Source organism: Massilia sp. Masssp94, assembly GCF_059491305.1.
The window spans coordinates 1,826,336-1,849,855 of the sequence record NZ_CP168501.1 but is presented as its reverse complement, the minus strand read 5'-3'; the positions used below and the strand labels follow the sequence as shown (position 1 = coordinate 1,849,855).

Annotated in this window: 17 protein-coding genes; 11 read left to right on the top strand and 6 right to left on the bottom strand. The window is 65.3% G+C overall.

Annotated features, from left to right (window positions below):
* Positions 1-3 precede the first annotated feature (3 nt).
* The 6 genes from ACEN9G_RS08085 (at position 4) to ACEN9G_RS08060 (ending at position 6,338) form a co-directional block, all read left to right on the top strand.
* The gene (locus ACEN9G_RS08085) at positions 4-2,292 is read left to right on the top strand and encodes a sensor histidine kinase (protein WP_483126548.1); all 2,289 of its coding nucleotides are present in this window, start codon (positions 4-6) and stop codon (positions 2,290-2,292) included.
* Positions 2,293-2,470: 178 nt separating this feature from the next.
* Complete coding sequence (locus tag ACEN9G_RS08080; protein ID WP_413337627.1) at positions 2,471-3,223, top strand: response regulator; 753 nt, start codon at positions 2,471-2,473, stop codon at positions 3,221-3,223.
* Positions 3,213-3,620, top strand: a complete 408-nt coding sequence (locus ACEN9G_RS08075; protein WP_413337626.1) for a GTPase — start codon at positions 3,213-3,215, stop codon at positions 3,618-3,620. The genes ACEN9G_RS08080 and ACEN9G_RS08075 overlap by 11 nt, the downstream gene beginning before the upstream one ends.
* Positions 3,621-3,789: 169 nt before the next feature.
* Positions 3,790-4,047 (top strand): BTH_I0359 family protein, encoded by a 258-nt coding sequence (locus ACEN9G_RS08070; RefSeq protein ID WP_036235350.1) that lies wholly within the window; start codon positions 3,790-3,792, stop codon positions 4,045-4,047.
* 152 nt (positions 4,048-4,199) lie between these two features.
* The gene (locus ACEN9G_RS08065; RefSeq protein ID WP_413337625.1) at positions 4,200-4,967 is read left to right on the top strand and encodes a class II glutamine amidotransferase; all 768 of its coding nucleotides are present in this window, start codon (positions 4,200-4,202) and stop codon (positions 4,965-4,967) included.
* Between the two features lie 90 nt (positions 4,968-5,057).
* Entirely contained in the window at positions 5,058-6,338 is a 1,281-nt protein-coding gene (locus tag ACEN9G_RS08060; protein WP_413337624.1) for an EAL and HDOD domain-containing protein, read from the top strand.
* 69 nt (positions 6,339-6,407) lie between these two features.
* Here the strand turns inward: ACEN9G_RS08060 and metH are convergent, their stop codons facing one another.
* Positions 6,408-10,163 carry a methionine synthase gene (gene metH, locus ACEN9G_RS08055; RefSeq protein ID WP_413337630.1) on the bottom strand — a complete coding sequence of 1,252 codons (3,756 nt, stop codon included), beginning with the start codon at positions 10,161-10,163 and terminating at the stop codon, positions 6,408-6,410.
* A gap of 350 nt (positions 10,164-10,513) precedes the next feature.
* Here metH and ACEN9G_RS08050 point away from each other — a divergent pair, with 350 nt between their 5' ends.
* Positions 10,514-10,747 (top strand): BrnA antitoxin family protein, encoded by a 234-nt coding sequence (locus ACEN9G_RS08050; protein WP_413337623.1) that lies wholly within the window; start codon positions 10,514-10,516, stop codon positions 10,745-10,747.
* Positions 10,748-10,892: 145 nt separating this feature from the next.
* Here the strand turns inward: ACEN9G_RS08050 and fmt are convergent, their stop codons facing one another.
* Together fmt and def are read right to left on the bottom strand one after the other, a co-directional pair.
* Positions 10,893-11,840, bottom strand: a complete 948-nt coding sequence (fmt, locus tag ACEN9G_RS08045; RefSeq protein WP_413337629.1) for a methionyl-tRNA formyltransferase — start codon at positions 11,838-11,840, stop codon at positions 10,893-10,895.
* An 11-nt stretch (positions 11,841-11,851) separates the two neighbouring features.
* A complete protein-coding gene (def, locus tag ACEN9G_RS08040) occupies positions 11,852-12,379 on the bottom strand; it encodes a peptide deformylase (RefSeq protein WP_413337622.1) in 528 nt (175 codons plus the stop codon).
* 252 nt (positions 12,380-12,631) lie between these two features.
* Between def and ACEN9G_RS08035 the strand changes: the two genes are divergently transcribed.
* From ACEN9G_RS08035 to ACEN9G_RS08020, 4 genes are all read left to right on the top strand, one after another.
* Entirely contained in the window at positions 12,632-13,747 is a 1,116-nt protein-coding gene (locus ACEN9G_RS08035) for a LysM peptidoglycan-binding domain-containing protein (RefSeq protein ID WP_413337621.1), read from the top strand.
* A 7-nt stretch (positions 13,748-13,754) separates the two neighbouring features.
* Positions 13,755-14,975: a DNA-processing protein DprA gene (gene dprA / locus ACEN9G_RS08030; protein ID WP_413337620.1), complete on the top strand. Its 1,221-nt coding sequence runs from the start codon at positions 13,755-13,757 to the stop codon at positions 14,973-14,975.
* A 72-nt stretch (positions 14,976-15,047) separates the two neighbouring features.
* Positions 15,048-15,512 carry a Smg family protein gene (locus tag ACEN9G_RS08025; RefSeq protein ID WP_413337619.1) on the top strand — a complete coding sequence of 155 codons (465 nt, stop codon included), beginning with the start codon at positions 15,048-15,050 and terminating at the stop codon, positions 15,510-15,512.
* A gap of 232 nt (positions 15,513-15,744) precedes the next feature.
* Positions 15,745-18,420: a DNA topoisomerase III gene (locus ACEN9G_RS08020; protein WP_413337618.1), complete on the top strand. Its 2,676-nt coding sequence runs from the start codon at positions 15,745-15,747 to the stop codon at positions 18,418-18,420.
* A 182-nt stretch (positions 18,421-18,602) separates the two neighbouring features.
* Here the strand turns inward: ACEN9G_RS08020 and ACEN9G_RS08015 are convergent, their stop codons facing one another.
* From ACEN9G_RS08015 to ACEN9G_RS08005, 3 genes are read right to left on the bottom strand one after another with little or no spacing between them, the layout of a single operon-like run.
* Complete coding sequence (locus ACEN9G_RS08015; RefSeq protein ID WP_056122293.1) at positions 18,603-18,809, bottom strand: addiction module protein; 207 nt, start codon at positions 18,807-18,809, stop codon at positions 18,603-18,605.
* A 45-nt stretch (positions 18,810-18,854) separates the two neighbouring features.
* Positions 18,855-22,436 (bottom strand): M1 family aminopeptidase, encoded by a 3,582-nt coding sequence (locus ACEN9G_RS08010; protein WP_413337617.1) that lies wholly within the window; start codon positions 22,434-22,436, stop codon positions 18,855-18,857.
* A 3-nt stretch (positions 22,437-22,439) separates the two neighbouring features.
* Positions 22,440-23,333 (bottom strand): ABC transporter ATP-binding protein, encoded by an 894-nt coding sequence (locus ACEN9G_RS08005; protein WP_413337616.1) that lies wholly within the window; start codon positions 23,331-23,333, stop codon positions 22,440-22,442.
* Between the last annotated feature and the right edge of the window lie 187 nt (positions 23,334-23,520).

The following is a 23,520-nucleotide window of genomic DNA, read 5'->3' as shown; positions in this document are numbered from 1 at the left end:
GCCGTGATCCGGGCCCTGCGCTATGCCCTCGTGATCGGCAGCGCGATCGCGTCGATCCTCGTTTTTCTTCTCGCCTCCGCATCCAGCAACACGGGCTTCTTCGCCCGCAATTTCGCCTGGCTGTTCGGCCTGATCGTCGTCGTCGCCGGCGCGCTGTTCGTGCTCGTGCTGGTCGCGTTCTGGCGCCTTTATTCGCGCTACAGGGCCGGCAAGTTCGGCTCGCGGCTGATGGTGCGATTGATGGTGCTGTTCGGGGGGATCGGCATCCTGCCCGGGGTCGTCGTGTTCATGGTGTCGGTGCAGTTCGTTTCGCACTCGATCGAATCGTGGTTCGACGTCAAGATCGAGGCCGCGCTCGACTCCGGCCTGAATCTGTCGCGCGCCGCCCTCGACGAGGCGCTGGCCGACCTGAACGCCAACGCGGGCACCGTTGCCGCCACGCTGGCGGGGCAGGGCGAACAGGAGGCCCAGACGATCCTCATGCGTGCGCTCGACGACAGCGACGGCATGCAGAGCGCGCTGCTGTTGAATGCGGCCGGCAAGCCGGTCGCCAGCGCCACCGAGGACCGCCGTGCCGTCGAGTCCGCCGACCTGCCCACGCCGCAGATGCTCAAGCAGGCCGCGATGCCGGGCGGCTATGCGCGTCCGGAAGGCGGTATCGACGACGACTTCCGTGACGCGCACGACGAGTCGCCCAACGCCCTCGATGCGGCCACCGACCTGCGCTTGCGCGTCGTGGTGGCCGTGCCGGAGCCGCCCGGCATGGAACCGCGCTACCTGCAATTGACGCAGTCCGTGCCCGTCAACCTGGCGTCCAATTCCACCGTGCTGCGCACCGCCTACCGCGAATACCAGGAGCGCTTCGCGGCGCGCCGCGGCCTGAACAAGATGTATGTCGGCGAGCTCACCCTGACACTGCTGCTCGCGATCTTTTCCGCCATCGGCGCGTCGTTCCTCATCGCCGGCAACCTCGCGCAGCCGCTGCTCGTGCTGGCCGAGGGCACGCGCGCCGTCGCGGAAGGCGACCTGTCGCCGCGCCCGATCGTCGAGACGAACGACGAACTGGGCACGCTCACGCAATCGTTCAATGCGATGACGGGCCAGCTGTTCGAAGCGCGCTCCGCCGTCGAACGCAACCGCGCCGCGCTGGAAAGCGCCAAGGCCCACCTGGAATCCGTGCTGGCCAACATGTCGGCGGGCGTGATCGTGATGGATGCCGATGGCGTCGTCGTCAACTCGAACGATGCCGCGCACCGCATCCTGCCGGTCGACGTCGCGTCGCTGGCCGGCCGTCCGCTCGACGTCATCGAGGGGCTGGAAGTGTTCGCGGGCGCCGTCACCCGCGCCTTCTCGGCGCAGAGCGCGCAATCGGCCGCGGGCCGCGGGCGCGGACGGGCGCACTGGCAGCAGCAGATCGAGATCCCGCGCCGCCCCGGCACCGACGACGACCACGACCTCACCCTGCTCGCGCGCGGCTCGCGCCTGCCGGTGGGGGCGGGCAGCGGCTTCATCGTCGTGTTCGACGACATCTCCGACGTGATCTCGGCCCAGCGCTCGGTCGCCTGGGGCGAGGTCGCGCGCCGCCTCGCGCACGAGATCAAGAACCCGCTCACGCCGATCCAGCTGTCGGCCGAACGCCTGCAGATGAAGCTGGCCGACCGCGTCGACCCGGATGCGGCGGCACTCCTCAACAAGGCCACCGACACCATCGTGAGCCAGGTGGCCGCGATGAAGCGCATGGTCGACGACTTCCGCGACTACGCGCGCACGCCGCCGGCCGTGCTGCACCCGCTGGACCTGAACGACCTGATCGACGAGATCCTGAACCTGTACCTGTCCGAGGATGGCTCGGACGTGATCCACCCGTCGCTCGCCCCCGGCCTGCCGCGCGTGATGGGCGACGCGACCCAGCTGCGCCAGGTGATCCACAACCTGCTGCAGAACGCGCAGGACGCGCTGGCCGACCGTCCGGGGCGGGACGACCCGCCCCGTATCGACATCGTGACGGAAGCCATCCACTATGTCGGCGCCGACGGCGGCACGGGCACCGCGGTGCGCCTGGCGATCGTCGACAACGGGCCCGGTTTCGCGCCGAAGATCCTGTCGCGGGCCTTCGAACCGTACGTCACGTCGAAGGCGCGCGGCACCGGCCTGGGCCTGCCGATGGTCAAGAAGATCGTCGACGAACATGGCGGCCGGATCGACGTCGCCAACCGCGCCGACGGAAGTGGCGCTTCGGTATCGATTTTGCTGTTAAAGTTAGCGCCAGAGGCGAACTTGGCCGAAGCGTGAATCGCGCATAAAATCTTGGCTGGAACGGGCGCCTCGAAAAACCGTCGCGAGCGGCCGCAATGCGGTTCGAGAAGCGCAGCTGTACGAAAGTACAGCGAGCATCGCAGGACCGCAGTGCAACGCGCAGTAGGTTTTTCGACGTGCACGGAGAGAGTCAGATCATAAAAGGCATAACAAGATGGCGAACATACTCGTAGTTGACGATGAAATGGGCATCCGCGAGCTGCTCTCGGAAATCCTTGGCGACGAGGGACACGCGGTCCAGCTGGCGGAAAACGCGCAGCAGGCCCGCCAGGCGCGCCAGCAGGGCACCCCCGACCTGGTGCTGCTCGACATCTGGATGCCCGATACCGACGGCGTCACCCTCCTCAAGGAGTGGCAGCGCGACGGCCTGTTGACGATGCCGGTCATCATGATGTCCGGCCACGCCACCATCGACACCGCCGTGGAAGCGACCCGCATCGGCGCCCTGAATTTCCTGGAAAAACCGATCGCCCTGCAAAAACTGTTGAAAGCGGTGCAGCAGGGCCTGCAGCGCGGCCAGGAAGTGGCGCGCGCCCCGGCGATCGCGCCGCGTCCGATGGCGACCGTCGCCTCCGTCTCCGCGCCCGTGCCGGAGCCGAGCGCCGTCGCGCAGCCGATGTATGCACCGCAGCCGCAGGGCGGGGCGATGGGGGCGTCGATGGGCATGGCCCGTCCGGTCAGCAACGGCGAGGCGCATGCGCACGGCTACACGCTGTCGTTCGACCTGCCGCTGCGCGAGGCGCGCGACGCGTTCGAGCGTATGTACTTCGAACACCACCTGGGCCGCGAAGGCGGGTCCATGACGCGCGTGGCCGAAAAGACGGGCCTGGAACGGACCCACCTGTATCGCAAGCTCAAGCAGCTCGGCGTCGAACCGGGCAAGTTGGGCAAGAAGAGTGCACAGTAATCCCGGAGACCAGGACGATGCGCGCACCGTCCTGACGCTCGTCACCGGTCCGGGCGCCGCCGCGCGCGAAGCGGCCATCGCCGCCCACCTTTCCGATCTGCATGAGGACCGGGTGCATCCCATCTCGCAGGCCATCGTCCTTGAAGGCCTCGCGTCCGGCAGTTCCCCCCTCGACGACCTTCCTCCCGGGCAGACGCTTGCGCGGATCGCGCCCGGTTGCCTGTGCTGCACCGGCAATCTCGTTTTGCGTGTAACATTGAATCGACTGCTGCGCCAACGACCCCGCCGTATCTTCATCGGTGTCGCGGACAGCGGGCATCTTGATCAGTTGCGATCGTGGCTGCAGTCCGAGCCATACGATCAGCTGTTACGGCTGACTTCCGACCTGAAGGCCTGAATCTTCCGCAGCGTGTTGATGGCATTCGTAACAAGTTGTAGAGGTTCTTGAATTCGGTTCGTCGTGGCCCCACCTCGTAGTTGAAGTGGAACGAAAGTGGAAAGGCCAGCAAAGAGCCGTCCGCCGCCGGGCGGCCCTTGCACCCATCTGATCGAGTGAAGGAGTCATCATGAACATGATCTATAACAGCGAACAGTACAGCGTTGTCGAATTTGGCGTCGATCACAACCTCGAGGCCCTGCGCTTCGGCGGCTACGAGATCGTCGACAAGTCCGGCCGGCGCGAGGCGTTCATCGGCGGCAAACTGGCGCAAGCGTTCCGGCGAGATGTCAACAACCTGATCGCGAGCGAGCCGACCATGGAGGAAATCGACGATTTCCTGGGTTCGTACGATACCCTCATGAGCCAGCCCGTCGTCCTGCACTGAGTCTCTCCCCGGGCCGGACAGGACGTCCGGCCACTGCTCTGCCGCACCTGCGTTACGCAGCCTTGTTCGGGCCGGCGACGCAGGGCACCATCCGCATTCCAATCACATTTTCCCCATACCGGCTTTGTGTTCGCGCATGGTAAGCTTGACCCATGTGTCAGCTACTCGCCATGAATTGCAATGTCCCGACGGACATCGTGTTTAGTTTCACCGGCTTCGCCCATCGGGGCGGACGCACGGACACGCACCACGACGGCTGGGGCATTGCGTTCTTCGAGGGATCCGGCGTGCGCCATTTCGTCGATCACCAGGCCGCCATCGCGTCGCCGATCGCGGAACTGATCAAGCATTACCCGATCAAGTCGCTGAACGTCATCGCCCACATCCGCAAGGCCACGCAGGGCCAGGTGGCGCTGGAAAACTGCCATCCGTTCGTGCGCGAGATGTGGGGCCGCTACTGGGTGTTCGCCCACAACGGCGACCTCAAGGGGTTCGAGCCCGTCCTCGACGGGCCGTACCGTCCGGTCGGCAATACCGACAGCGAGCGGGCCTTCTGCTTCCTGCTGCAGCAATTGCGCGACCGCTTCGGCGCCACGCCCCCCGCCATGCCCGTGCTGCGCGCCGCCATCGCCGACCTCGTCGCCATCATTGCCCGCTACGGCACGTTCAACATGATGCTGTCCGACGGCACGGCGCTGTTCGCGCACTGCTCGACGAAGCTGTGCTACGTCGTGCGCAAGTATCCGTTCACGGCCGCCTGCCTCGCCGACGAAGACCTGTCCGTCGATTTTTCACAGGTGACGACGCCGAACGACCGCGTGGCCATCATCGTCACGACGCCACTCACGACCAACGAAACGTGGACGGAATTCGCGCCGGGTGAACTGAAGGTTTTCGTGGACGGCCTGCCGCAATCCTGACAAAGTTTTTTACAGGAAATCATTTTCACATAGTCACCGGGCGGCGGAATGCGTTAAAGTAGCTACGTTCCCTTGCTACAAGAGTCCATGATGACCGATACCGCCGCGAGCCTGGACCACGCGAACTATCCCCTGCGCGTGCGTGACTTCTACCTGGGGCGCCAGCCCGTTCTCGACCGCAACCAGGCCCTGTACGGCTACGAGCTGCTGTTCCGCAGCGCGCGCCAGGGCGAGGCCGACGAGACCGGCCTGTCCGCGACGGCCGCCGTGATCGCCCATGCGGCGCAACTGGGCCTCGCGCGCGCGATCGGCGACGCCACCTGCTTCCTGAACGTGGACGCCGAAGTCCTCGCGAGCGACATCTTCGCCTTCCTGCCGCGCGACCGGACGATCCTCGAGATCGTGTCCGACGTCGTGCCCGACGACGACCTGCTGGCGCGCATGCGCGCGCTCGAGGGCCACGGCTTCCGCTTCGCGCTGGACGGCGTCGACGGCGACAGCCTGCGCCTGCAACGCCTGCTGCCGCTGGCCGCCTTCGTCAAGCTGGACCTGCGCAGCGTGCCGCCCGCGCAGCTGCCGAACCTCGTGCGCCGCCTGCACGGCATGGAAAAGACCGTGGTCGCGGAAAAGGTCGAGACGCGCGACACCTACCAGGCCGCGATGAACCTCGGCTTCGACTACTTCCAGGGCTATTATTTCGCGCGTCCGTCCGTGCTGGGCGGCCGCAAGCTGTCGCCGTCGCAGCTGGCCGTCGTCGACCTGATGAACCTCGTGATGTCGGACGCGGACAATGCCGACATCGAAAAGGCCGTCAAGCGCGACGTGACGCTCGCGCTGAACCTGCTGCGCCTCGTGAACACGCCGGCCGTGGGCGCGACGCAGCGCATCGATTCCGTCAGCCAGGCCCTGCTCGTGCTGGGCCGGCGCCAGCTGCAGCGCTGGCTGCAGATCATGCTGTACGCGGAGCCGGCCACGCGCGGCCACAACCAGACGCCGTTGCTGATGCTGGCCACGACGCGCGGCCGCCTGATGGAGCTGCTGGCCCAGCGCCTGCGTCCCGGCCAGCGGGCCGTCGCGGACATCGCGTTCACGGTCGGCATCATGTCGCTGATGGACGTCCTGTTCGGCATCCCGATGACCGAGATCGTCGAACAAATCCCCGTCAGCGACGAAGTGCGGCAAGCCCTCGTGGGCCGCGCCGGTTTCTTCGGCGAGCTGCTCAAGCTCTCAGAGAGCATCGAGCAGGCCGACGAAAACACGGAACTCGTGCTGCCCACCTTGAAGGAGCTGCAGATCTCGGGTGACGACATGATCGAGCTGGAGATGTCCGCATTCCAGTGGAGTGATTCCGTGGTGCGTTACGCCATCTGAACCAGCTTGATGTAGCCGCACCGTCGCGGCTGAATACGCGTGGGCACCCCGTGCCCACGCGCAGTTCGATCAGAGATTCGGCGCGAGATAGCGCTCCAACTCGTCCTTGGCCATGCCGCGGCGCTTCGCCATGTCCTCGAGCTGATCCTGCCCGATCTTGCCGACCACGAAATACTTCGATTCCGGATGCGAGAAGTAGAAGCCCGACACGGCGGCTCCCGGATACATCGCGAACGATTCCGTCAGCTGCATCCCGATCTCGTCGGCCTGCAGGGTCTTGAACAGGTCCGCCTTGACGGTGTGCTCCGGGCATGCCGGATAGCCCGGCGCCGGACGGATGCCCACGTATTCTTCCTTGATCAGGGCCTCGTTCGACAGCTTCTCGTCCGCGACATAACCCCACAGGTCCGTGCGGACGCGCTCGTGCATGTATTCGGCGAAGGCTTCGGCCAGGCGGTCGGCCAGGGCCTTGACCATGATCGACGAGTAGTCGTCGCCCTCGGCCTCGAAGCGCTTCTCGATCTTCTCGGCACCGATGCCCGCGGTTACGGCGAACATGCCGATGTAGTCGGCGATGCCGGACGATTTCGGCGCGATGAAGTCGGCCAGGCACTGGTTCGGACGCTGCACGCCGTCGACGACGGGCTTGACGCCCTGCTGGCGCAGGCCGTAGTACGTGAAGGCGACTTCGCTGCGGGTGTCGTCCGTGTAGATCTCGATGTCGTCGTCGCCCACGGTGTTCGCCGGGAGCAGCGCGATGGCGCCGTTCGCGGTGAGCCAGCGGCCGTCGATGATCTTCTTCAGCATCGCCTGGCCTTCCTCGAACACCTTCGCCGCCGCTTCGCCCACCACCTCGTCCGTCAGGATCGCGGGGTACGGGCCGGCCAGGTCCCACGTCTGGAAGAACGGGCCCCAGTCGATGTAGCGTGCGAGGGTACCCAGGTCGACGTTCTTGAAGACGCGGCGGCCGACGAACTTCGGCTTCGCGGGCGAAAACGCGAGCTGCGCCTTGTTGGCGCGCGCCTGCTCCAGGCTCACCATCGGCAGCGCCTTCTTGTTCGCGTGCTGTTCGCGGATGCGTTGGTAGTCCTCGGCGATCTCGGCGACGTAGCCGTCGCGCGTATCCGCCGTCACGAGCGACTGGCCGACGGAGACGGAGCGCGATGCGTCCGGCACGTACACGACCGGGCCTTCGTAGTGCGGCGCGATCTTGACGGCGGTGTGCGCGCGGCTCGTCGTCGCGCCGCCGATCAGCAGCGGAATGCGGCGGTCGCGGAACCACGGGTCGCGCTGCATCTCGCGCGCGACGTGGGCCATCTCTTCGAGCGACGGCGTGATCAGGCCGGACAGGCCGATGATGTCCGCGTTCTCTGCCTTCGCTTTCGCGAGGATCTCGGACGCGGGCACCATGACGCCCATGTTGACGATCTCGAAGTTATTACATTGCAGGACCACGGAGACGATGTTCTTGCCGATGTCGTGCACGTCGCCTTTCACCGTGGCGATCACCATCTTGCCCTTCGGCTTCGCGACGATGCCGGTGCGCGCTTCTTCGGCCGCCTTTTCTTCCTCGATGAACGGGATCAGGTGGGCCACGGCCTGCTTCATCACGCGCGCCGATTTCACGACCTGCGGCAGGAACATCTTGCCCTGGCCGAACAGGTCGCCGACGACGTTCATGCCGTCCATCAGCGGGCCTTCGATCACCTGGATCGGACGGCCGCCTCCCGCGGCGATCTGCTGGCGCGCTTCTTCGGTGTCCTCGACGATCCACTGCGTGATGCCGTGCACGAGCGCGTGCGACAGGCGCTTGCCGACGGGCGCGTTGCGCCACTCGAGGTTCTGTTCCTGCTTCGCGCCGCCGGCCTTCAGGGTGCCGGCGAATTCGATCATGCGCTCGGTGGCATCTGGACGGCGGTTCAGCACCACGTCTTCCACGCGCTCGCGGAGTATCGGATCGAGGTCGTCGTACACGCCGACCATGCCCGCGTTGACGATACCCATCGTCATGCCGGCCTTGATGGCGTGGTACAGGAACACCGTGTGGATCGCTTCACGGGCCGGGTCGTTGCCGCGGAACGAGAACGACACGTTGGAGACCCCGCCCGACACCTTCGCGTACGGCAGGTGCTCGCGGATCCAGCGCGTGGCGTTGATGAAGTCGACGGCGTAGTTGTCGTGCTCCTCGATGCCGGTGGCGATCGCGAAGATGTTCGGGTCGAAGATGATGTCTTCCGGCGGGAAGCCCACTCGCTCTGTCAATACCTTGTACGCGCGCGCGCAGATCTCGATCTTGCGCTCGAACGTGTCGGCCTGGCCCTTCTCGTCGAAGGCCATCACGATGACGGCGGCGCCGTAGCGCCGGCACAGCGAGGCCTGGCGCAGGAATTCTTCTTCGCCTTCCTTCATCGAGATCGAGTTCACGATGGCCTTGCCCTGCACGCATTTCAGGCCCGCTTCGATCACGGACCACTTCGACGAGTCGATCATGATCGGCACGCGCGAGATGTCCGGTTCCGACGCGATCAGGTTCAGGAAGCGCGTCATCGCGGCCTGCGAATCGAGCATCGCCTCGTCCATGTTGATGTCGATGACCTGGGCGCCGTTCTCGACCTGCTGGCGCGCGACGGACAGGGCCTCGTCGAACTGCTCGTTCAGGATCATGCGCGCGAACGCCTTCGAGCCCGTGACGTTGGTGCGCTCGCCGACGTTGACGAACAGCGAGGTGTCGTCGACGACGAACGGCTCCAGGCCGGACAGGCGCAGCGCGACGGGGATCTCGGGCACGGTGCGCGGCGGGCAGTCCTTCAGCAGCTCGCCGATGGCCTGGATGTGTTCCGGCGTCGTGCCGCAGCAGCCGCCGGCGATGTTGACGAAGCCGGCGTCGGCGAATTCGCGCAGCAGGGCCGAGGTGTCGGACGGCAGTTCGTCGAAGCCCGTGTCGCTCATCGGGTTGGGCAGGCCGGCGTTCGGGTAGATGCAGACGAACGTCTCGGCAATCTGGGAGAGTTCTTCGGCGTACGGGCGCATCAGGGCGGCGCCCAGCGCGCAGTTCAGGCCGATCGTCAGCGGCTTCGCGTGGCGCACGGAATTCCAGAACGCAGACACGGTCTGGCCGGACAGGATGCGGCCCGACGCGTCGGTGACGGTGCCGGAGATCATCAGCGGCACGCGCGGCGTTTCCGGATGCTCGGTGAAGTACTGGTCGATGGCGAACAGCGCGGCCTTGCAGTTCAGCGTGTCGAAGATGGTCTCGACGAGCAGCAGGTCGACGCCGCCCTCGACGAGCGCATCGACCTGTTCGTAATACGCCGTCACGAGCTGGTCGAACGTCACGTTGCGCGCGGCCGGGTCGTTCACGTCCGGCGAAATGGAGGCCGTCTTCGGCGTCGGGCCGAGGGCGCCGGCGGCGTAGCGGGGCTTGTCCGGCGTCGAGTATTTCACGCAGGCGGCACGGGCGAGCTTCGCGGCTGCCACGTTCATCTCGCGCACGAGGTGGGCCATGTGGTAGTCGTCCTGGGCGACGCTGGTGGCGCCGAATGTGTTCGTCTCGATGATGTCGGCGCCGGCGGCCAGGTAGCGTTCGTGGATTTCCTGGATGATCTGCGGCTGCGTCAGGTTCAGCAATTCGTTATTGCCCTTGACGAACAGCTCGCGTGCTCCACTGTCGGCCGGTGCGGCGAAATCGATGAAGCGGCCCGTCGGGCCACCGCGGTAGGCCTGTTCGTCGAGCTTGTATTGCTGGATGATCGTGCCCATCGCGCCGTCCAGGATCATGATGCGTTGGGCGAGGGCTTCGCGCAGCTGGGCTTCGACGGGGGACATGGCGTGGACGGCGGTGTTCATCGTAGGGCTTTCCTGAGAGCGGCTGGATAAATATGAGGCGGGTCTGTGATTATACCGTTACTGGCCGAGTTTGTTTCTGGTGCGGCCCAAGGGCCACGGTTCGCTCGAAATCGGACGCGAATGTAAAGACGCTTGTAACGTATTGTTTCAACTGTCGTATTGTTACATTGGGATACAAATTGCCCCATATTAGCAATTTCCCGGATACATACAGAGGTGACAATAAATCCCATTGAGACCGCCGCTGGCGCGGTTTCATTGATCTGTATCAGTCCAATCAACGGAAAGTGCGGACCGTCGCTCCGCCGCCAAAATGGGAAGAATTGCAAATGAATAAAGAATATGAGCCTGAGTGGGACCAGTCGGCAGTCCGCAACGAAGACAACACCCCGGCCAAGACCCACGCTGTCGCCGGCGTGAAACAAATCGTCACCATCCGCCTGGATGTGGACATGCTGGAATGGTTCAAGTCGGCTGGCCCCGGCTACCAGACCCGCATCAACCAGGTCCTGCGTGAATACATGGAAGCGAATCGCGTGCGTGCTCAGGGCGAGCAGCACTGATTCCTTTCATGTCCTGATGGTCGGGGCACAGCGCCCCGCTGAACTGCAGACCTGATGCCGGAACGGCATGCCATCCGACAGATAGCAAAAGGGCATCACCCGGCGCGAACCGGTTGATGCCCTTCTTCATTATTGCTGCAGGTTGTCACGCGAACGCGAGCCCGTCGAACGAAAAGCCTTTCAGGAACTCGCCCGCCGCCAGGCGCTTGCCGCCCGGCTTTTGCAACTCAGTCAGGCGCAGCGCACCGGTACCGCACGCGACGACGATGCCCTGCGCATCCGCCTGCAGCACCTGGCCCGGCTGGCCGTGACCGTCCGCCGGTTGGGCGTTCCAGATCTTGATCGTGGTCGCGCCCGCCTGGCCATGCGCGCCTGGGAACGGGTTGAACGCACGCACCTTGCGCGCCAGCTCGACGGCGGGCAGCGTCCAGTCCAGCTTCGCTTCTTCCTTGCCGATCTTGGCCGCATAGGTCACGCCGTCTTCCGGCTGGGGGACGGCTTCCAGTTGTCCCTGCGCCATTTTCTGCAGAGCTTCGACGATCATGCGGCCACCGAGCGCGGCCAGCTTGTCGTGCAGGCCGCCGGTCGTGTCGGTAGCGCCGATGTCGATGCGTTCGATCAGCAGCATCGGGCCCGTGTCCAGGCCTTCTTCCATTTCCATGATCGTGACGCCCGTCTCGGCATCGCCCGCTTCGATCGCGCGGTGGATCGGGGCGGCGCCGCGCCAGCGGGGCAGGATTGAGCCGTGGATATTGATACACGGCTTGATGTCCAGCGTGGAGCGGGGCAGGATCAGGCCGTAGGCCGCCACGACCATCACGTCGTACTCCGTCGCCAGCAGGCGCTCGTGCGCGGCCTTCGCTTCGGCCGCGCGTTGCGGATCCTTCGCATCCATGCGCAGCGACAGCGGCTGCAACACGGAGATAGAGTGCGCGACGGCGACCTGCTTCACGGCGGACGCCTGCAACTGCATGCCGCGGCCGGCCGGGCGGTCCGGCTGGGTCAGCACGAGCGGGACATTGAATCCCGCGTCGAGCAGGGCGCGCAGGGCGACGGCGGCGAATTCCGGCGTGCCGGCGAAGACGACCCGCATTTTCTCCCTGCTCATGCGCGGCGGGCGGACGAGCGCTGCATGTCGCGTTCTTCCTTCTGCAGCTTCGTCTTGATGCGGTTGCGCTTCAGCGGCGACAGGTATTCCACGAAGACCTTGCCCATCAAGTGGTCCAGTTCGTGCTGGATGCACACGGCCAGCAGGCCGTCGGCCTCGAGCTCGAACGGCTTGTTGAACTGGTCGACGGCGCGCACTTTTACGCGCGACGGACGCTCGACGCCGTCATAGATGCCCGGCACGGACAGGCAGCCTTCGTCATAGACCTGCTTGTCCGGGCTGGACCAGACGATTTCCGGGTTGACGAAGACCAGCAGGTTGTCCTTGGTCTCGGTCACGTCGATGACGACGACGCGCTCGTGCACGTCGACCTGCGTGGCGGCCAGGCCCACGCCCGGGGCGTCGTACATGGTCTCGGCCATGTCCGCCACCAGCGTGTGGAGGCGGTCGCCGAATTCGGTGACCGGCTTGGCAACCTTGTGCAGGCGCGGGTCGGGGTAGCGGAGAATGTTCAGTAAGGCCATGGCTGTGTATTCGAAATCAATCAGTAATCGGTATATTGGGCCGCGCGGGCATAAACGCAACACGCCGCCCCCGCTGCCGGGTGCGGTTTGTCTTGCTAGTTCAGGGATTTCTCGGCAGAATTTGATTCAGTAAGGCAACTATTGCGACCCTTCATGATCCGCTGCGCGGTCGAAGAGTCGTCTGGTTCCTGCGTTGTTGCCGGCCGAGGTGGCGCAGCACCCGTGTCGATACGGCACTTTACGGACTCTCCAATGAAAAATTTTAGCACAGGCGTTGCCCGGTCGCTCGCGATCCGCGCCGCCGCCGCGGCCCTTTTCGTCTCCAGCGCCGCCGTTTCCGCCCAGGCCGCCACGAACTGCGCGTTCCGCCCGAATGCCCCGGACCAGCACGTCGTCGTCAAGGGCGATACCTTGTGGGATATTTCCGGCGCCTTCCTCGAGCACCCATGGTGCTGGCCCCAGGTGTGGGGCATGAACCGCGACGAAATCCGCAATCCGCACTGGATCTATCCGGGCCAGGTCGTCTATTTCGACCGCGCCCGCGGCCGCCTGACCCTGAACAAGCCGGGCAGCGACACGGATGCCGGCCAGCCGCCCCTCGTGCGTCTCTCACCGCAATTGCGCACGGAAAACCTTGGCGAGGATAATGCCGTGCCCGCGATTCCCGCCGGCGCGATCGAACCGTTCCTGACCCAGCCGCTCGTCGTCGAGGCGCAGGCACTGGCGAATGCCGCGCGCATTGTCGCCGCGCAGGAAGACCGGCTGTACCTGGGCGAGGGCGACCGCGTCTATGTGCGCGGCGCGCTCGACGGCGCAACCAGTTTCCAGGTCTTCCGGCCGGGCAAGGAACTGGTCGATCCGGAGTCCGGCAAGGTCGTTGCCCACGAAGCGGCGTATGTCGGCACGGCCCGCCTCGTGAAGGAAGCGGGGCCGGGCACGGACGTCCACACGTTCGCCGTCACCCGCTCCGTGAAGGAAATGGGCGTCGGCGATCGTCTGTTGCCCACGCCGCCCACGCCGGTGCGCAACTATGTCCCGCACGCGCCCGCGCGGCCGGTGGCGGCGCGCGTGATGGCGCTCGCGTCCGAATCGAATTACGCCTCGCAGAACCAGGTGGTGACTGTCAACCGGGGCACGCTTGACGGACTCGATGTCGGCGCCGTGCTGCAGCTTTATCATCTCGGGCAGACCGTGACGGACCCGGAAAGCAAAGGTTTCCTTGGGCTCGGCAAGGCGAAACTGAGGCTCCCGGACGAGCAATACGGCGACCTGTTCATCTTCCGGGTTTTCGACCACGTCTCTTACGGACTGGTCATGCAGGTGACGCAGCCGGTGCAGGTCGGCGACGTCGCACGATCACCGGAGTGAATCCACCGTGCAGGACACGGACCTTTCCGCAGCGCCTGCACGATCCTCTTCCCTGGCAGCCTGGCTCCGCCTGGAGCGCACCGCCGGCATCGGACCGCGCACGGCCGCCGCGCTGCTGGACGCGTTCGGCAGCCCGGACGCCGTGTTCGCCGCCGACTATTCGGCACTGGCCGCCCGCGTGCACCCGGCCCAGGCGCACGCGCTGCTGCAACCGCCGTCCGATGCCACCCGCAAACTGCTGGATGCCACGCTGGACTGGCTTGCGCAGCCCGGCCGCTACGTCGTCGCGCTGGGCGAGCCCGGCTATCCCGACCTGCTGGCCCGGATCCCCGATCCGCCTTTGCTTCTTTATATTAGAGGGCTGCCCCAGGTGCTGGATGGACCGTGCCTGGCGATCGTCGGCAGCCGCAATGCCAGCGCGCAGGGCAGGGCGAATGCGCTGGCGTTCGCGGAAGCGTTGTCCGGTGCCGGCCTGTGCATCGTGTCCGGCCTCGCGCTCGGCATCGACGCGGCCGCGCACGAGGGCGCGTTGCGCCGTTGCGGCGGGACGATCGCCGTCGTCGGCACCGGGGCGGACATTGCCTATCCCGCCCGTAACCGCGACCTGTGCGAGCGCATCGCGCACGAAGGCTGCATCGTCAGCGAGTATCCGGTCGGCACGCCGCCCCTGCCGGGCAATTTCCCGAAACGGAACAGGATCATCAGCGGCCTCGCGGCCGGCGTGCTTGTCGTCGAGGCGGCGGTACAGTCCGGCTCGCTGATCACGGCGCGCCAGGCGGCCGAGCAGGGGCGCGACGTGTTCGCGATTCCCGGCTCGATTCACGCCGCGCTGGCCAAGGGCTGCCACATGCTGATCCGCGAAGGCGCGAAGCTCGTCGACACGGCGCGGGACGTGCTGGAAGCGCTCGCGCTGTCGCCGCTGGTGGCCCGGCAAGCGGCCCGGATACCCCCGCCAGATATGTCGTTAACAGATACCAAGATCGATAACAGTGCCGCCGGGCATCCCAGCGCACCGGCGGACGCCGCGCTGCTGGACGCCCTCGGCCACGACCCCGTCGAACCCGACATATTGCTGGCGCGCCTCGGCTGTAGCCCCGGAGAACTGGCCGCGCGCCTGCTCGTGCTGGAGTTGTCGGGGCGTCTCGAACGGCTGCCGGGAGGCCTCATCCAGACGATAATGCACGGAAAATATGGTGGCGAAGGCGATAAGGCCGATAAACAACGCTGATGTTTCCGCACGGCAGTGGAGCACGTGACGCACTTGTGCCGCACGGAGCTTAGCTGCTACAGTAGCGTCACCATGTTCGACATCCTAGTCTATCTTTACGAGACGTATTATCGTCCCGATGCCTGCCCTGAGCCGGCTGCCCTGGCACGCAAGCTGTCTGCCGTCGGTTTCGACGATGTCGAAATTTCCGAGGCACTGGACTGGCTGAATGGCCTGACAGAAATGGCCGGGACCACCAACCCTGCCCTCGAATCGAGCGGTACCCGCTTTTATATCGCCCAGGAAGTCGATGCGCTCGGCAGTGCCGCCGTCGGCTTCATCCAGTTCCTGGAGCTGGCCGGCCTGTTGACCGCGTCGCAGCGCGAGATCGTCATCGAACGCGCGCTCGCGCTGGACGAATCGCCTGTCACGCTGGGCAAGCTGAAGATCATCGTCCTGATGCTCCTGTGGAGCCAGGGCAAGGAGCCGGACGCGCTGATGTTCGACGACCTGTTCGGGTCGGACGAGGAAGATGCGGCGCCGCGCCTGCTGCATTGACGGTGCTATCATCTACATAGTGAAACGGGGCTGCGGCCCCGTTTTTTCTTGCGGCAAAGCAAGATCAAGCGTATTTTTCAAGGCGGCATGACCGGGTTGCATCAAGGCGCACGCAGGCAGAGTCTACTTGCGGATTGCGCGGCAACCCGCTTATCATTGGCCGCTATCTGCCAGTTGTTACTAATAAGCTATCAAACGGCCGGCTTACATTGCCGCCCGACTTAGGAACCCTATGACCAAAGCCCTCATCATTGCCGAAAAGCCCTCCGTGGCGAACGACATCGCCAAGGCGCTCGGCGGCTTTACCAAGCACGATGAGTATTTCGAATCCGACGAATACGTCCTGTCGTCCGCCGTCGGCCACCTGCTGGAAATCGCGGTGCCCGAGGAATACGACGTCAAGCGCGGCAAATGGAGTTTTACGCACCTGCCGATGATTCCGCCGTACTTCGCGCTGAATCCCATCGCGAAGACCGAGTCGCGCCTCAAAGTGCTGAACAAGCTGATCAAGCGCAAGGATGTCGATACCCTGATCAACGCATGCGACGCGGGCCGCGAAGGTGAACTGATCTTCCGCCTGATCGCCCAGAACGCCAAGGCCAAGCAGACCGTCAAGCGCCTGTGGCTGCAGTCGATGACGCCGACCGCGATCCGCGACGGCTTCGCGCACCTGCGTAGCGACAAGGAAATGCTGCCGCTCGCCGATGCCGCACGTTGCCGCTCGGAAGCGGACTGGCTGATCGGCATCAACGGCACCCGCGCGATGACCGCGTTCAACTCGAAGGAAGGCGGCTTCTACCTGACGACCGTGGGCCGCGTGCAGACGCCGACCCTGTCGATCGTCGTCGAGCGCGAAGAGAAGATCAAGAAATTCGTCCCGCGCGATTACTGGGAAGTGCGCGCGGAATTCCGCGCCGGGGCCGGCATGTACGAAGGCCGCTGGCTCGACACGAAGTTCAAGAAGGACGACGCCGACCCGGAAAAGCGCGCCGAGCGCCTGTGGTCGAAGGTCGACGCGGAAGCGATCGTCGCCGCTTGCATGGGCAAGCAGGGTAATGTCACCGAGGAATCGAAACCGACCACGTCGATGGCGCCGGCGCTGTTCGACCTGACGTCGCTGCAGCGCGAGGCCAACGGCCGCTTCGGCTTCTCGGCCAAGAACACGCTGGGCCTGGCCCAGGCGCTGTACGAAAAGCACAAGGTGCTGACCTATCCCCGTACCGATGCGCGCGCGCTGCCGGAAGACTACCTGGACACCGTCAAGTCGACCCTGGAAGTGTTGAAAGGCAATTCGAACTACCACCAGTTCGCCAAGCAGATCCTGGACAAGGGCTGGGTCAAGCCGAACAAGCGCATCTTCGACAACAGCAAGATCTCGGACCACTTCGCGATCATCCCGACCGGCGTCGTGCCGAAGAACCTGTCCGAGCCGGAACAGAAGCTGTACGACCTCGTCACCCGCCGCTTCATGGCCGTGTTCTTCCCGGCCGCGGAATTCCTCGTCACGACCCGCTACACGGAAGTGGAAGGCCACCAGTTCAAGACCGAGGGCAAGGTCATGACGAACCCCGGCTGGCTGGCCGTGTACGGCAAGGACACGACGGGCGACGACAAGGACGGCGCCAGCCTCGTGCCGGTGGCGAAGGGCGAGAAGGTGCTCACCGAAAAGGTCAACGCCAACGGCCTCGTCACCAAGCCGCCTGCACGCTACAACGAAGCGACGCTGCTGTCGGCGATGGAAGGTGCCGGCAAGCTGGTCGATTCCGACGAACTGCGCGACGCGATGGCCGGCAAGGGCCTCGGCACGCCGGCCACGCGCGCGGCGATCATCGAAGGGCTGTTGACGGAAAAATACCTGCTGCGTGAAGGGCGCGAGCTGATCCCGACCGCCAAGGCGTTCCAGCTGATGACCCTGCTGCGCGGCCTCGGCGTCAACGAACTCACGGCGCCGGAACTGACGGGCGAGTGGGAATACAAGCTGTCGCAGATGGAAAAGGGCCAGATTTCGCGCGAAGAATTCATGCGCGAGATCGCCGAGATGACCGAGATCATCGTCAAGCGCGCCAAGGAGTACAACAACGACACGATCCCGGGCGAGTACGCGACGTTGCGCACGCCGTGCCCGAACTGCGGTGGCGTCGTCAAGGAAAACTACCGCCGCTTCGCGTGCACCAAGTGCGATTTCTCGATGAGCAAGGTGCCGGGCGGACGCCAGTTCGAGATCGAGGAAGTCGAGGAACTGCTGGCCAACCGCACGATCGGCCCGCTGCAGGGCTTCCGCTCGAAGATGGGCCGGCCGTTCGCCGCGATCCTGCGCATCGTGCGCGACGAGGACATCCACAACTACAAGCTGGAATTCGACTTCGGCCAGGACCAGGACGAGGGCGAGGACGGCGAGGGCGTCGACTTCACCGGCCAGACGCCGCTCGGCCCGTGTCCGAAATGCACCGGCAACGTCTACGAGATGGGCCTCGCGTACGTCTGCGAGCACACGGTGGCCAAGCCGAAGACCTGCGATTTCCGCAGCAGCCGCATCATCCTGCAGCAGGAAATCCTGCCGGAGCAGATGGCCAAGCTGCTGAACGACGGCAAGACCGATCTGCTGCCGGGCTTCGTGTCGCAGCGCACCCGCCGCTCGTTCAAGGCCTTCCTCGTGCGTGGCAAGGACGGCAAGATCAGCTTCGAGTTCGAGGAGCGCAAGGCCAAGCCGGGCGCGAAGGCGAAGGACGAGGGTGACGGTGCCGACAGCGGCGCGGAGACGGCGGCCGCCAAGCCGGCCGCGCGCAAGGCGGCGGCAAAGCCGGCGGCCAAGGCTGCTGCGACCAAGGCCCCGGCCAAGACGGCCGCGGCCCGCAAGGCGCCGGCGAAGCGTGCGACGGCGTCCAAGAAGGCGGTCGCCGGCGAATAGACCTCACGTCGTCCCCGCGAAAGCGGGGACCCATGCTGACGTACAGAATTCGAAGCATCTGCTTTATTGCCAATGCATCGAGTTCCGGAACTCAGTATGGTTTCCCGCTTGCGCGGGAATGACGACGTAAAAAAACCGCGACCCATCCGGCATCGCGGTTTTTTTTATCTTCAGCGCCGGCGTTACTCGCGCCAGTCGTCCTGCAGTGCGCGGATGGCCGCTTCGCCGTTGCGGATCGCCTTCACGCGGCGCACGATCTCGTTGCGCCACGCTTCGTCGGCATCCTGGTCGCCGTCGTCGCTGTCCACCATCAGCAGACGCAACAGCTCGTGCCTGTCCTGCGCGGACAGTTGCTGGATCTGGGCGGCCAGTTCGGCGACGATAGGCATGAAGGTCTCCTAGCAGGATATTGTGACCAGATCATAACGTGAAGTTCAGTGCATGTCGACAGGCTGCATGTTGTCTGTCGGTTTCCTGTCAATCAGCTTGTTGTCGGGGTCGATACCGGCCCGTGCGGGCCGGCCGGCGACCACCAGGACGACCCGCTGGTCGGCCTGCGTCACGAGCCTGCGCTCGCGCGCGAGCGGGTTGCCCGCTTCGTCGTCGACGCCGAATTCGATGTAGTCGCGCAGCTGTTGCGGCTGTTCCTCGCCCTGGTCGCCGGCGCGCACCTTGCCGGCCGTGGCGCGGATCTCGACCTCGTATTTGCCGTCCGGGCGGCGGCGCGCCATCGCGCCGTCGACATGGTTTTCGTACAGGACGATGGACTCGAACAGGTCGTCGATCAGGTAGGCCTTGTCCGGCGGCGTGATGCCGCGCAGGCGCTCGACGAGCGTCGCCACGGTCGGATACGGCGGCCCCTTGTACGCATACTCCAGCAGCAGGCCGTGCAGCACGCCGTTGACGGCATCCTCGCCGACCAGGTCCTGCAGCAGATACATCGCGAGGCTGCCCTTGTGGTAGTGGATGTAGCTCTGGTTCTCGTTCTGCGCGAGCGGCAGCTCCTTCTTGTTCTCGCGCGCGCGGCCCATCAGGTATTCCTCGAGGTCGTAGCGCAGGAAGCGCCGCATCTTGCTGGAGCCCAGCGTGTTCTTCATCGACATCAGCGCCGTGTATTCGGCCAGGCTTTCCGACAGCACGGTCGCGCCGCGCATGTCGGCGCCGACGATCTGGTGCGCCCACCACTGGTGGCCCACCTCGTGCGCGCTCACGTAATACGGGTAATCGATGTCCTTGCGCGAGTCCGGATCGACCTTGGCGATGAAGCCGACGCTTTCCGAGAACGGGATCGTGCCCGGCGCCGCCTGCGCGTACGACGCGTAGCGGGGGAATTCCGCGATGCGCAGCTCGCGGTTCTGGTAGGGGCTGAAGTGCTTCGTGCCGTATTCAAGCGCCGCCTTGGCGCCGCGGATCATGCGGTCGACATTGAATTCGTGGCCGGGGTGGTAGTAGACGTCGATCGTCACGTCCTGCCAGCGGTCGTGGCGCACGTCGTAGCGGGCCGACTGGAACGTATAAAAATTCAGTACGGGTTTGTCGGCCTTGTAATGGAACCAGCGCCGGCCGCCGCTCATCCATTCCTGCTCCAGCATGCCCGGCGCGACCACGGTCTGGTCCGGGCTCGTGCTGACGACGGCGTCGAAGCGGATCCAGTCGGCGTCGTTGGCGACGTAGCTGTTCGCGCGCGCCGCTTCGTTCTCGTGCGCGGCCATGCGCTCGCGCGGCGCGAGGCCGTGGCGCTTGCGGTCGCGGTCATCTTCCAGCTCGACCGTGCGCTGGTAGCCCACGTGCGGCAGCACCTCATTGCTGAAGAAGGTGCCGTTGCCGACGACAGCCGTGTCGCGGCCCAGGCCCAGCACGCCGCCCGGCGCGTCCAGCAGGTCGAATTCCAGCGCCGTGCGCGCGCCCGGCAGCAGGGGAGACGCCAGCAGGTAGTGATAGAAGCCGTGCTGCGGATCGGCGCGCAGCAGCCGCGCCGCCTGCGCGAAGCGCGGACGGAAGTCGGGACCGGGCTTCTGGAACAGGATGACGTCGCGGATCGGAGAAGCCGTCCGGTTTTCCAGTTGATAGAAGCCGTGCACCTTCAGCGTGCGCGTGTCGGGATGGATGTCGACCTGCAGGCCGACGTCGGTGATGCGCGGCTGCGGCAGTTTCGCGAATCGTTTGTAGCGCAGCTCGTAGTCGGCGCGTACCTGTTCCTTGTGCCATGCAGTCTGGTAGGTGCCGAGGTGGACGAGGCTGTACCACAGCAGGCCGCCGCTGGCCGCGAACACGAGGATGCCGGCCGCGAAGCCGGCGAGCACGCCCGGCGTCAGGCGCTGGCGGGCGAGCTGCAGGCGTTCGGCGAAGCTGTCGCTGACGCCGCGCGGCCACAGCACGAGCGCGATGGTGAACAGGACGATCGCTGCGCCGCCCCAGTAGATTTGCAGGGTGCGCTGCAGCGGCAGGGAGTGGCCGAAGCCGTTCATCGCGGAATACGTGATGTCCGGCAGCGCGCCGTACACGAGCATCGGGTGGTCGAGGCCGAAGCCGCCGAGGAACAGCGTGACGACGTAATAGGTGACCAGCGCGAAGTACGCGAGGTATTTATGGTTCAGGATGGCCTGGGCGGCAATCGCCAGCACGGCCAGCAGCACGTAGCGGGGCAGCAGGATGCCGAACAGCGTCGTCAGGTACAGGCCCGGTTCCAGCGTCAGGTAGCCGTGCGCCAGCTGGATGCCCATGCCGCACACCATCGCGGCCAGCAGCAGCAGGGCCTGCAGGCCGACGAGGGCGATGGTCTTGGCGGCCAGCGGCAGCCAGCTCGGGACGGGCAGCGCATCCATGATCTGCGCCATGCGCGCCTCGCGCTCGCGCCACACCATCTCTCCCGCATAGAACGTCGTCACGATGAGGACGAACAGCGCGAACACGTCGCGTATGAGTTCCAGCACCATGTAGGTGACGGGGTAGGTCTTGGTGCCGTAGATCGCGCCCAGGTCCAGCGAGCTGACGACGAGGGTCAGCATGCCGGCCAGGACGATCACGGCGAAGTAGACGTTCTTGACCGCCTCGCGCAGATTCATCCAGCTCGACCTGGCCAGCAGCACGGCGAGGTTGCGCGCGGCGAAGTCGGGCGGCTCGTGCATGCCGGCCATGCCGGCCGGCGTTTGCGGCGCGCTTTCCGGTTCGAGCCGCGCCTGGCCGCGCCTGCCGGCCGGCGTGGACACGAAGCTGAAGCGCCAGTAGCCGAGCAGCAGGACGACGAGCGAAAACAGCGACCAGATGGCGCGATTGATCAGATAGACGCCTGCGAACGGGACCTGCAGCGTGTTGCGCTCCGTGAGGTTCCAGTACTCGGTGAGGCGGATCAGCGCCGTCGTGCCGAATGGGTCGATCAGCGCGGCGAGCGTCTTGTAATCGAGGTCGCGTGCCAGCGACGGGGCGACGATGTACCCGATCAGCATGACGACGCTGGCGACGTAGACAGGCAGCATGCGCCGCGTGAGCGCCGCGAGCACGAAGAAGATGGCGCCGAAGATGAACAGGTTCGGCAGCAGGGTAAGGAAGTAGGGCAGCAGGTAGCCCGCGACGGAATACGGCCCGAGGCGATCGGGATCGATGCCGGGCAGCGCGGCCCCCAGCAGGGTGCCGAACAGGATGGCCGAGAACACGACGGCGAGCGTCGCCAGCGCGCCGAGGAAGCGTCCGAACACGTACGCGTACTTCGGGATCGGGGCGCTGAAGAAGAAGTGGTGCATCTCGTATTCGAAGTCCTGCTGCACCGAGCGGCCCATCATCGCGGCGACGACGATGACGCCGAGGGAGCCGAGGAACGCGGCGCTCAGCGCGATCTGGCGCGGCGCGTTGATCAGCACGCGGCCGCCGAACGAGACGAAGGCTTCCTTGAACACGCCGCCCGCGGCGGCCATCCACAGCAGGGCCAGCGCGAAGAAGGCAAGGAAATACACCCAGGTCGACAGCAGCTTCAGGCGCTGCCGGGCCTCGAAGCCGGCGATGGCGAGGAGCGCGCCCATGAATCAGCAGTTCCCGGCCATGTCGTTGTGGCGGCCGGCAATGGTGGCGAAGTAGACGTCTTCCAGGGTCGGGTGGATCGGCTCGAAGTCGTCGCCGGGATAGCGGTCGGCGTACACGTGGATCAGCGTGCGGCCGGACAGCAGGCGCGTGGAGATGACGGTGTGGCGCTTCTGGAACGCGGGCAGGTCCGCCTTGCTGACGACCCGCGCCCAGATCTTGCCCTCGATGCCTTCGATGAGGCGCACCGGCTCGCCGCACAGCAGCACGTGGCCCTTGTTGATGATCGCCATGTTGGCGCACAGGTCGGCCACGTCGGACACGATGTGCGTGGACAGGATCACGGTCTTGTCCTCGCCGATGTCGGACAGCAGGTTGTGGAAGCGCACCCGTTCCTGCGGGTCGAGGCCGGCCGTCGGCTCGTCGACGATGATCAGCTGCGGGTCGCCGAGCAGGGCCTGGGCGATGCCGAAGCGCTGGCGCATGCCGCCGGAGAAGGTGCCCATTTTCTGGTTGCGCACCTCGAACAGATTGGTCTGCTGCAGCAGCGCGTCGACGACTTCGCGCCGGCGGTGGCGCTGCGACAGGCCTTTCAGTTGCGCGAAATGGTCGAGCAGTTCGTACGCGCTCACTTTCGGGTACACGCCGAAGTCCTGCGGCAGATAGCCCAGCAGGCGGCGCACTTCATCCTTTTCGTCGAGCACGTCGATGTCGTCCAGGAACACGGAGCCGCTGTCGCATTCCTGCAGCGTGGCGAGGATCCGCATCAGGGTCGACTTGCCGGCGCCGTTGGGACCGAGCAGGCCGAACATCCCGGGCGGGATGCTCAGCGAGACCCTGTCCAGCGCGACCACGCCATTGGCATAGGTCTTGGACAAGTTGCGGATTTGTAATTCCATGGAGACTCCATTGCTCGTGACAATGCACGTATTTCATGACTGTTGCATTGTATTAAAAAGGAGCCGACCCGGCAGCAGCGGTGCGACACACGGCGTTTTCACAAGTCCAGAGTGCAGAAAAGCGGGAGCAGGATGCAGGCCAGCATACAACGTGGAATGACTCATGTCTATTCTGGCAACATTGTCG

What these genes read in the sequence shown, in the direction of transcription:
- ACEN9G_RS08080 (WP_413337627.1), top strand. Translation starts at nt 2,471, where the DNA reads ATGGCGAACATACTCGTAGTTGACGATGAAATGGGCATCCGCGAGCTG.
- ACEN9G_RS08070 (WP_036235350.1), top strand. Translation starts at nt 3,790, where the DNA reads ATGAACATGATCTATAACAGCGAACAGTACAGCGTTGTCGAATTTGGC.
- ACEN9G_RS08065 (WP_413337625.1), top strand. Translation starts at nt 4,200, where the DNA reads ATGTGTCAGCTACTCGCCATGAATTGCAATGTCCCGACGGACATCGTG.
- ACEN9G_RS08060 (WP_413337624.1), top strand. Translation starts at nt 5,058, where the DNA reads ATGACCGATACCGCCGCGAGCCTGGACCACGCGAACTATCCCCTGCGC.
- metH (WP_413337630.1), bottom strand. Translation starts at nt 10,163, where the DNA reads ATGTCCCCCGTCGAAGCCCAGCTGCGCGAAGCCCTCGCCCAACGCATC.
- ACEN9G_RS08050 (WP_413337623.1), top strand. Translation starts at nt 10,514, where the DNA reads ATGAATAAAGAATATGAGCCTGAGTGGGACCAGTCGGCAGTCCGCAAC.
- fmt (WP_413337629.1), bottom strand. Translation starts at nt 11,840, where the DNA reads ATGCGGGTCGTCTTCGCCGGCACGCCGGAATTCGCCGCCGTCGCCCTG.
- def (WP_413337622.1), bottom strand. Translation starts at nt 12,379, where the DNA reads ATGGCCTTACTGAACATTCTCCGCTACCCCGACCCGCGCCTGCACAAG.
- ACEN9G_RS08035 (WP_413337621.1), top strand. Translation starts at nt 12,632, where the DNA reads ATGAAAAATTTTAGCACAGGCGTTGCCCGGTCGCTCGCGATCCGCGCC.
- ACEN9G_RS08025 (WP_413337619.1), top strand. Translation starts at nt 15,048, where the DNA reads ATGTTCGACATCCTAGTCTATCTTTACGAGACGTATTATCGTCCCGAT.
- ACEN9G_RS08020 (WP_413337618.1), top strand. Translation starts at nt 15,745, where the DNA reads ATGACCAAAGCCCTCATCATTGCCGAAAAGCCCTCCGTGGCGAACGAC.
- ACEN9G_RS08015 (WP_056122293.1), bottom strand. Translation starts at nt 18,809, where the DNA reads ATGCCTATCGTCGCCGAACTGGCCGCCCAGATCCAGCAACTGTCCGCG.
- ACEN9G_RS08010 (WP_413337617.1), bottom strand. Translation starts at nt 22,436, where the DNA reads ATGGGCGCGCTCCTCGCCATCGCCGGCTTCGAGGCCCGGCAGCGCCTG.
- ACEN9G_RS08005 (WP_413337616.1), bottom strand. Translation starts at nt 23,333, where the DNA reads ATGGAATTACAAATCCGCAACTTGTCCAAGACCTATGCCAATGGCGTG.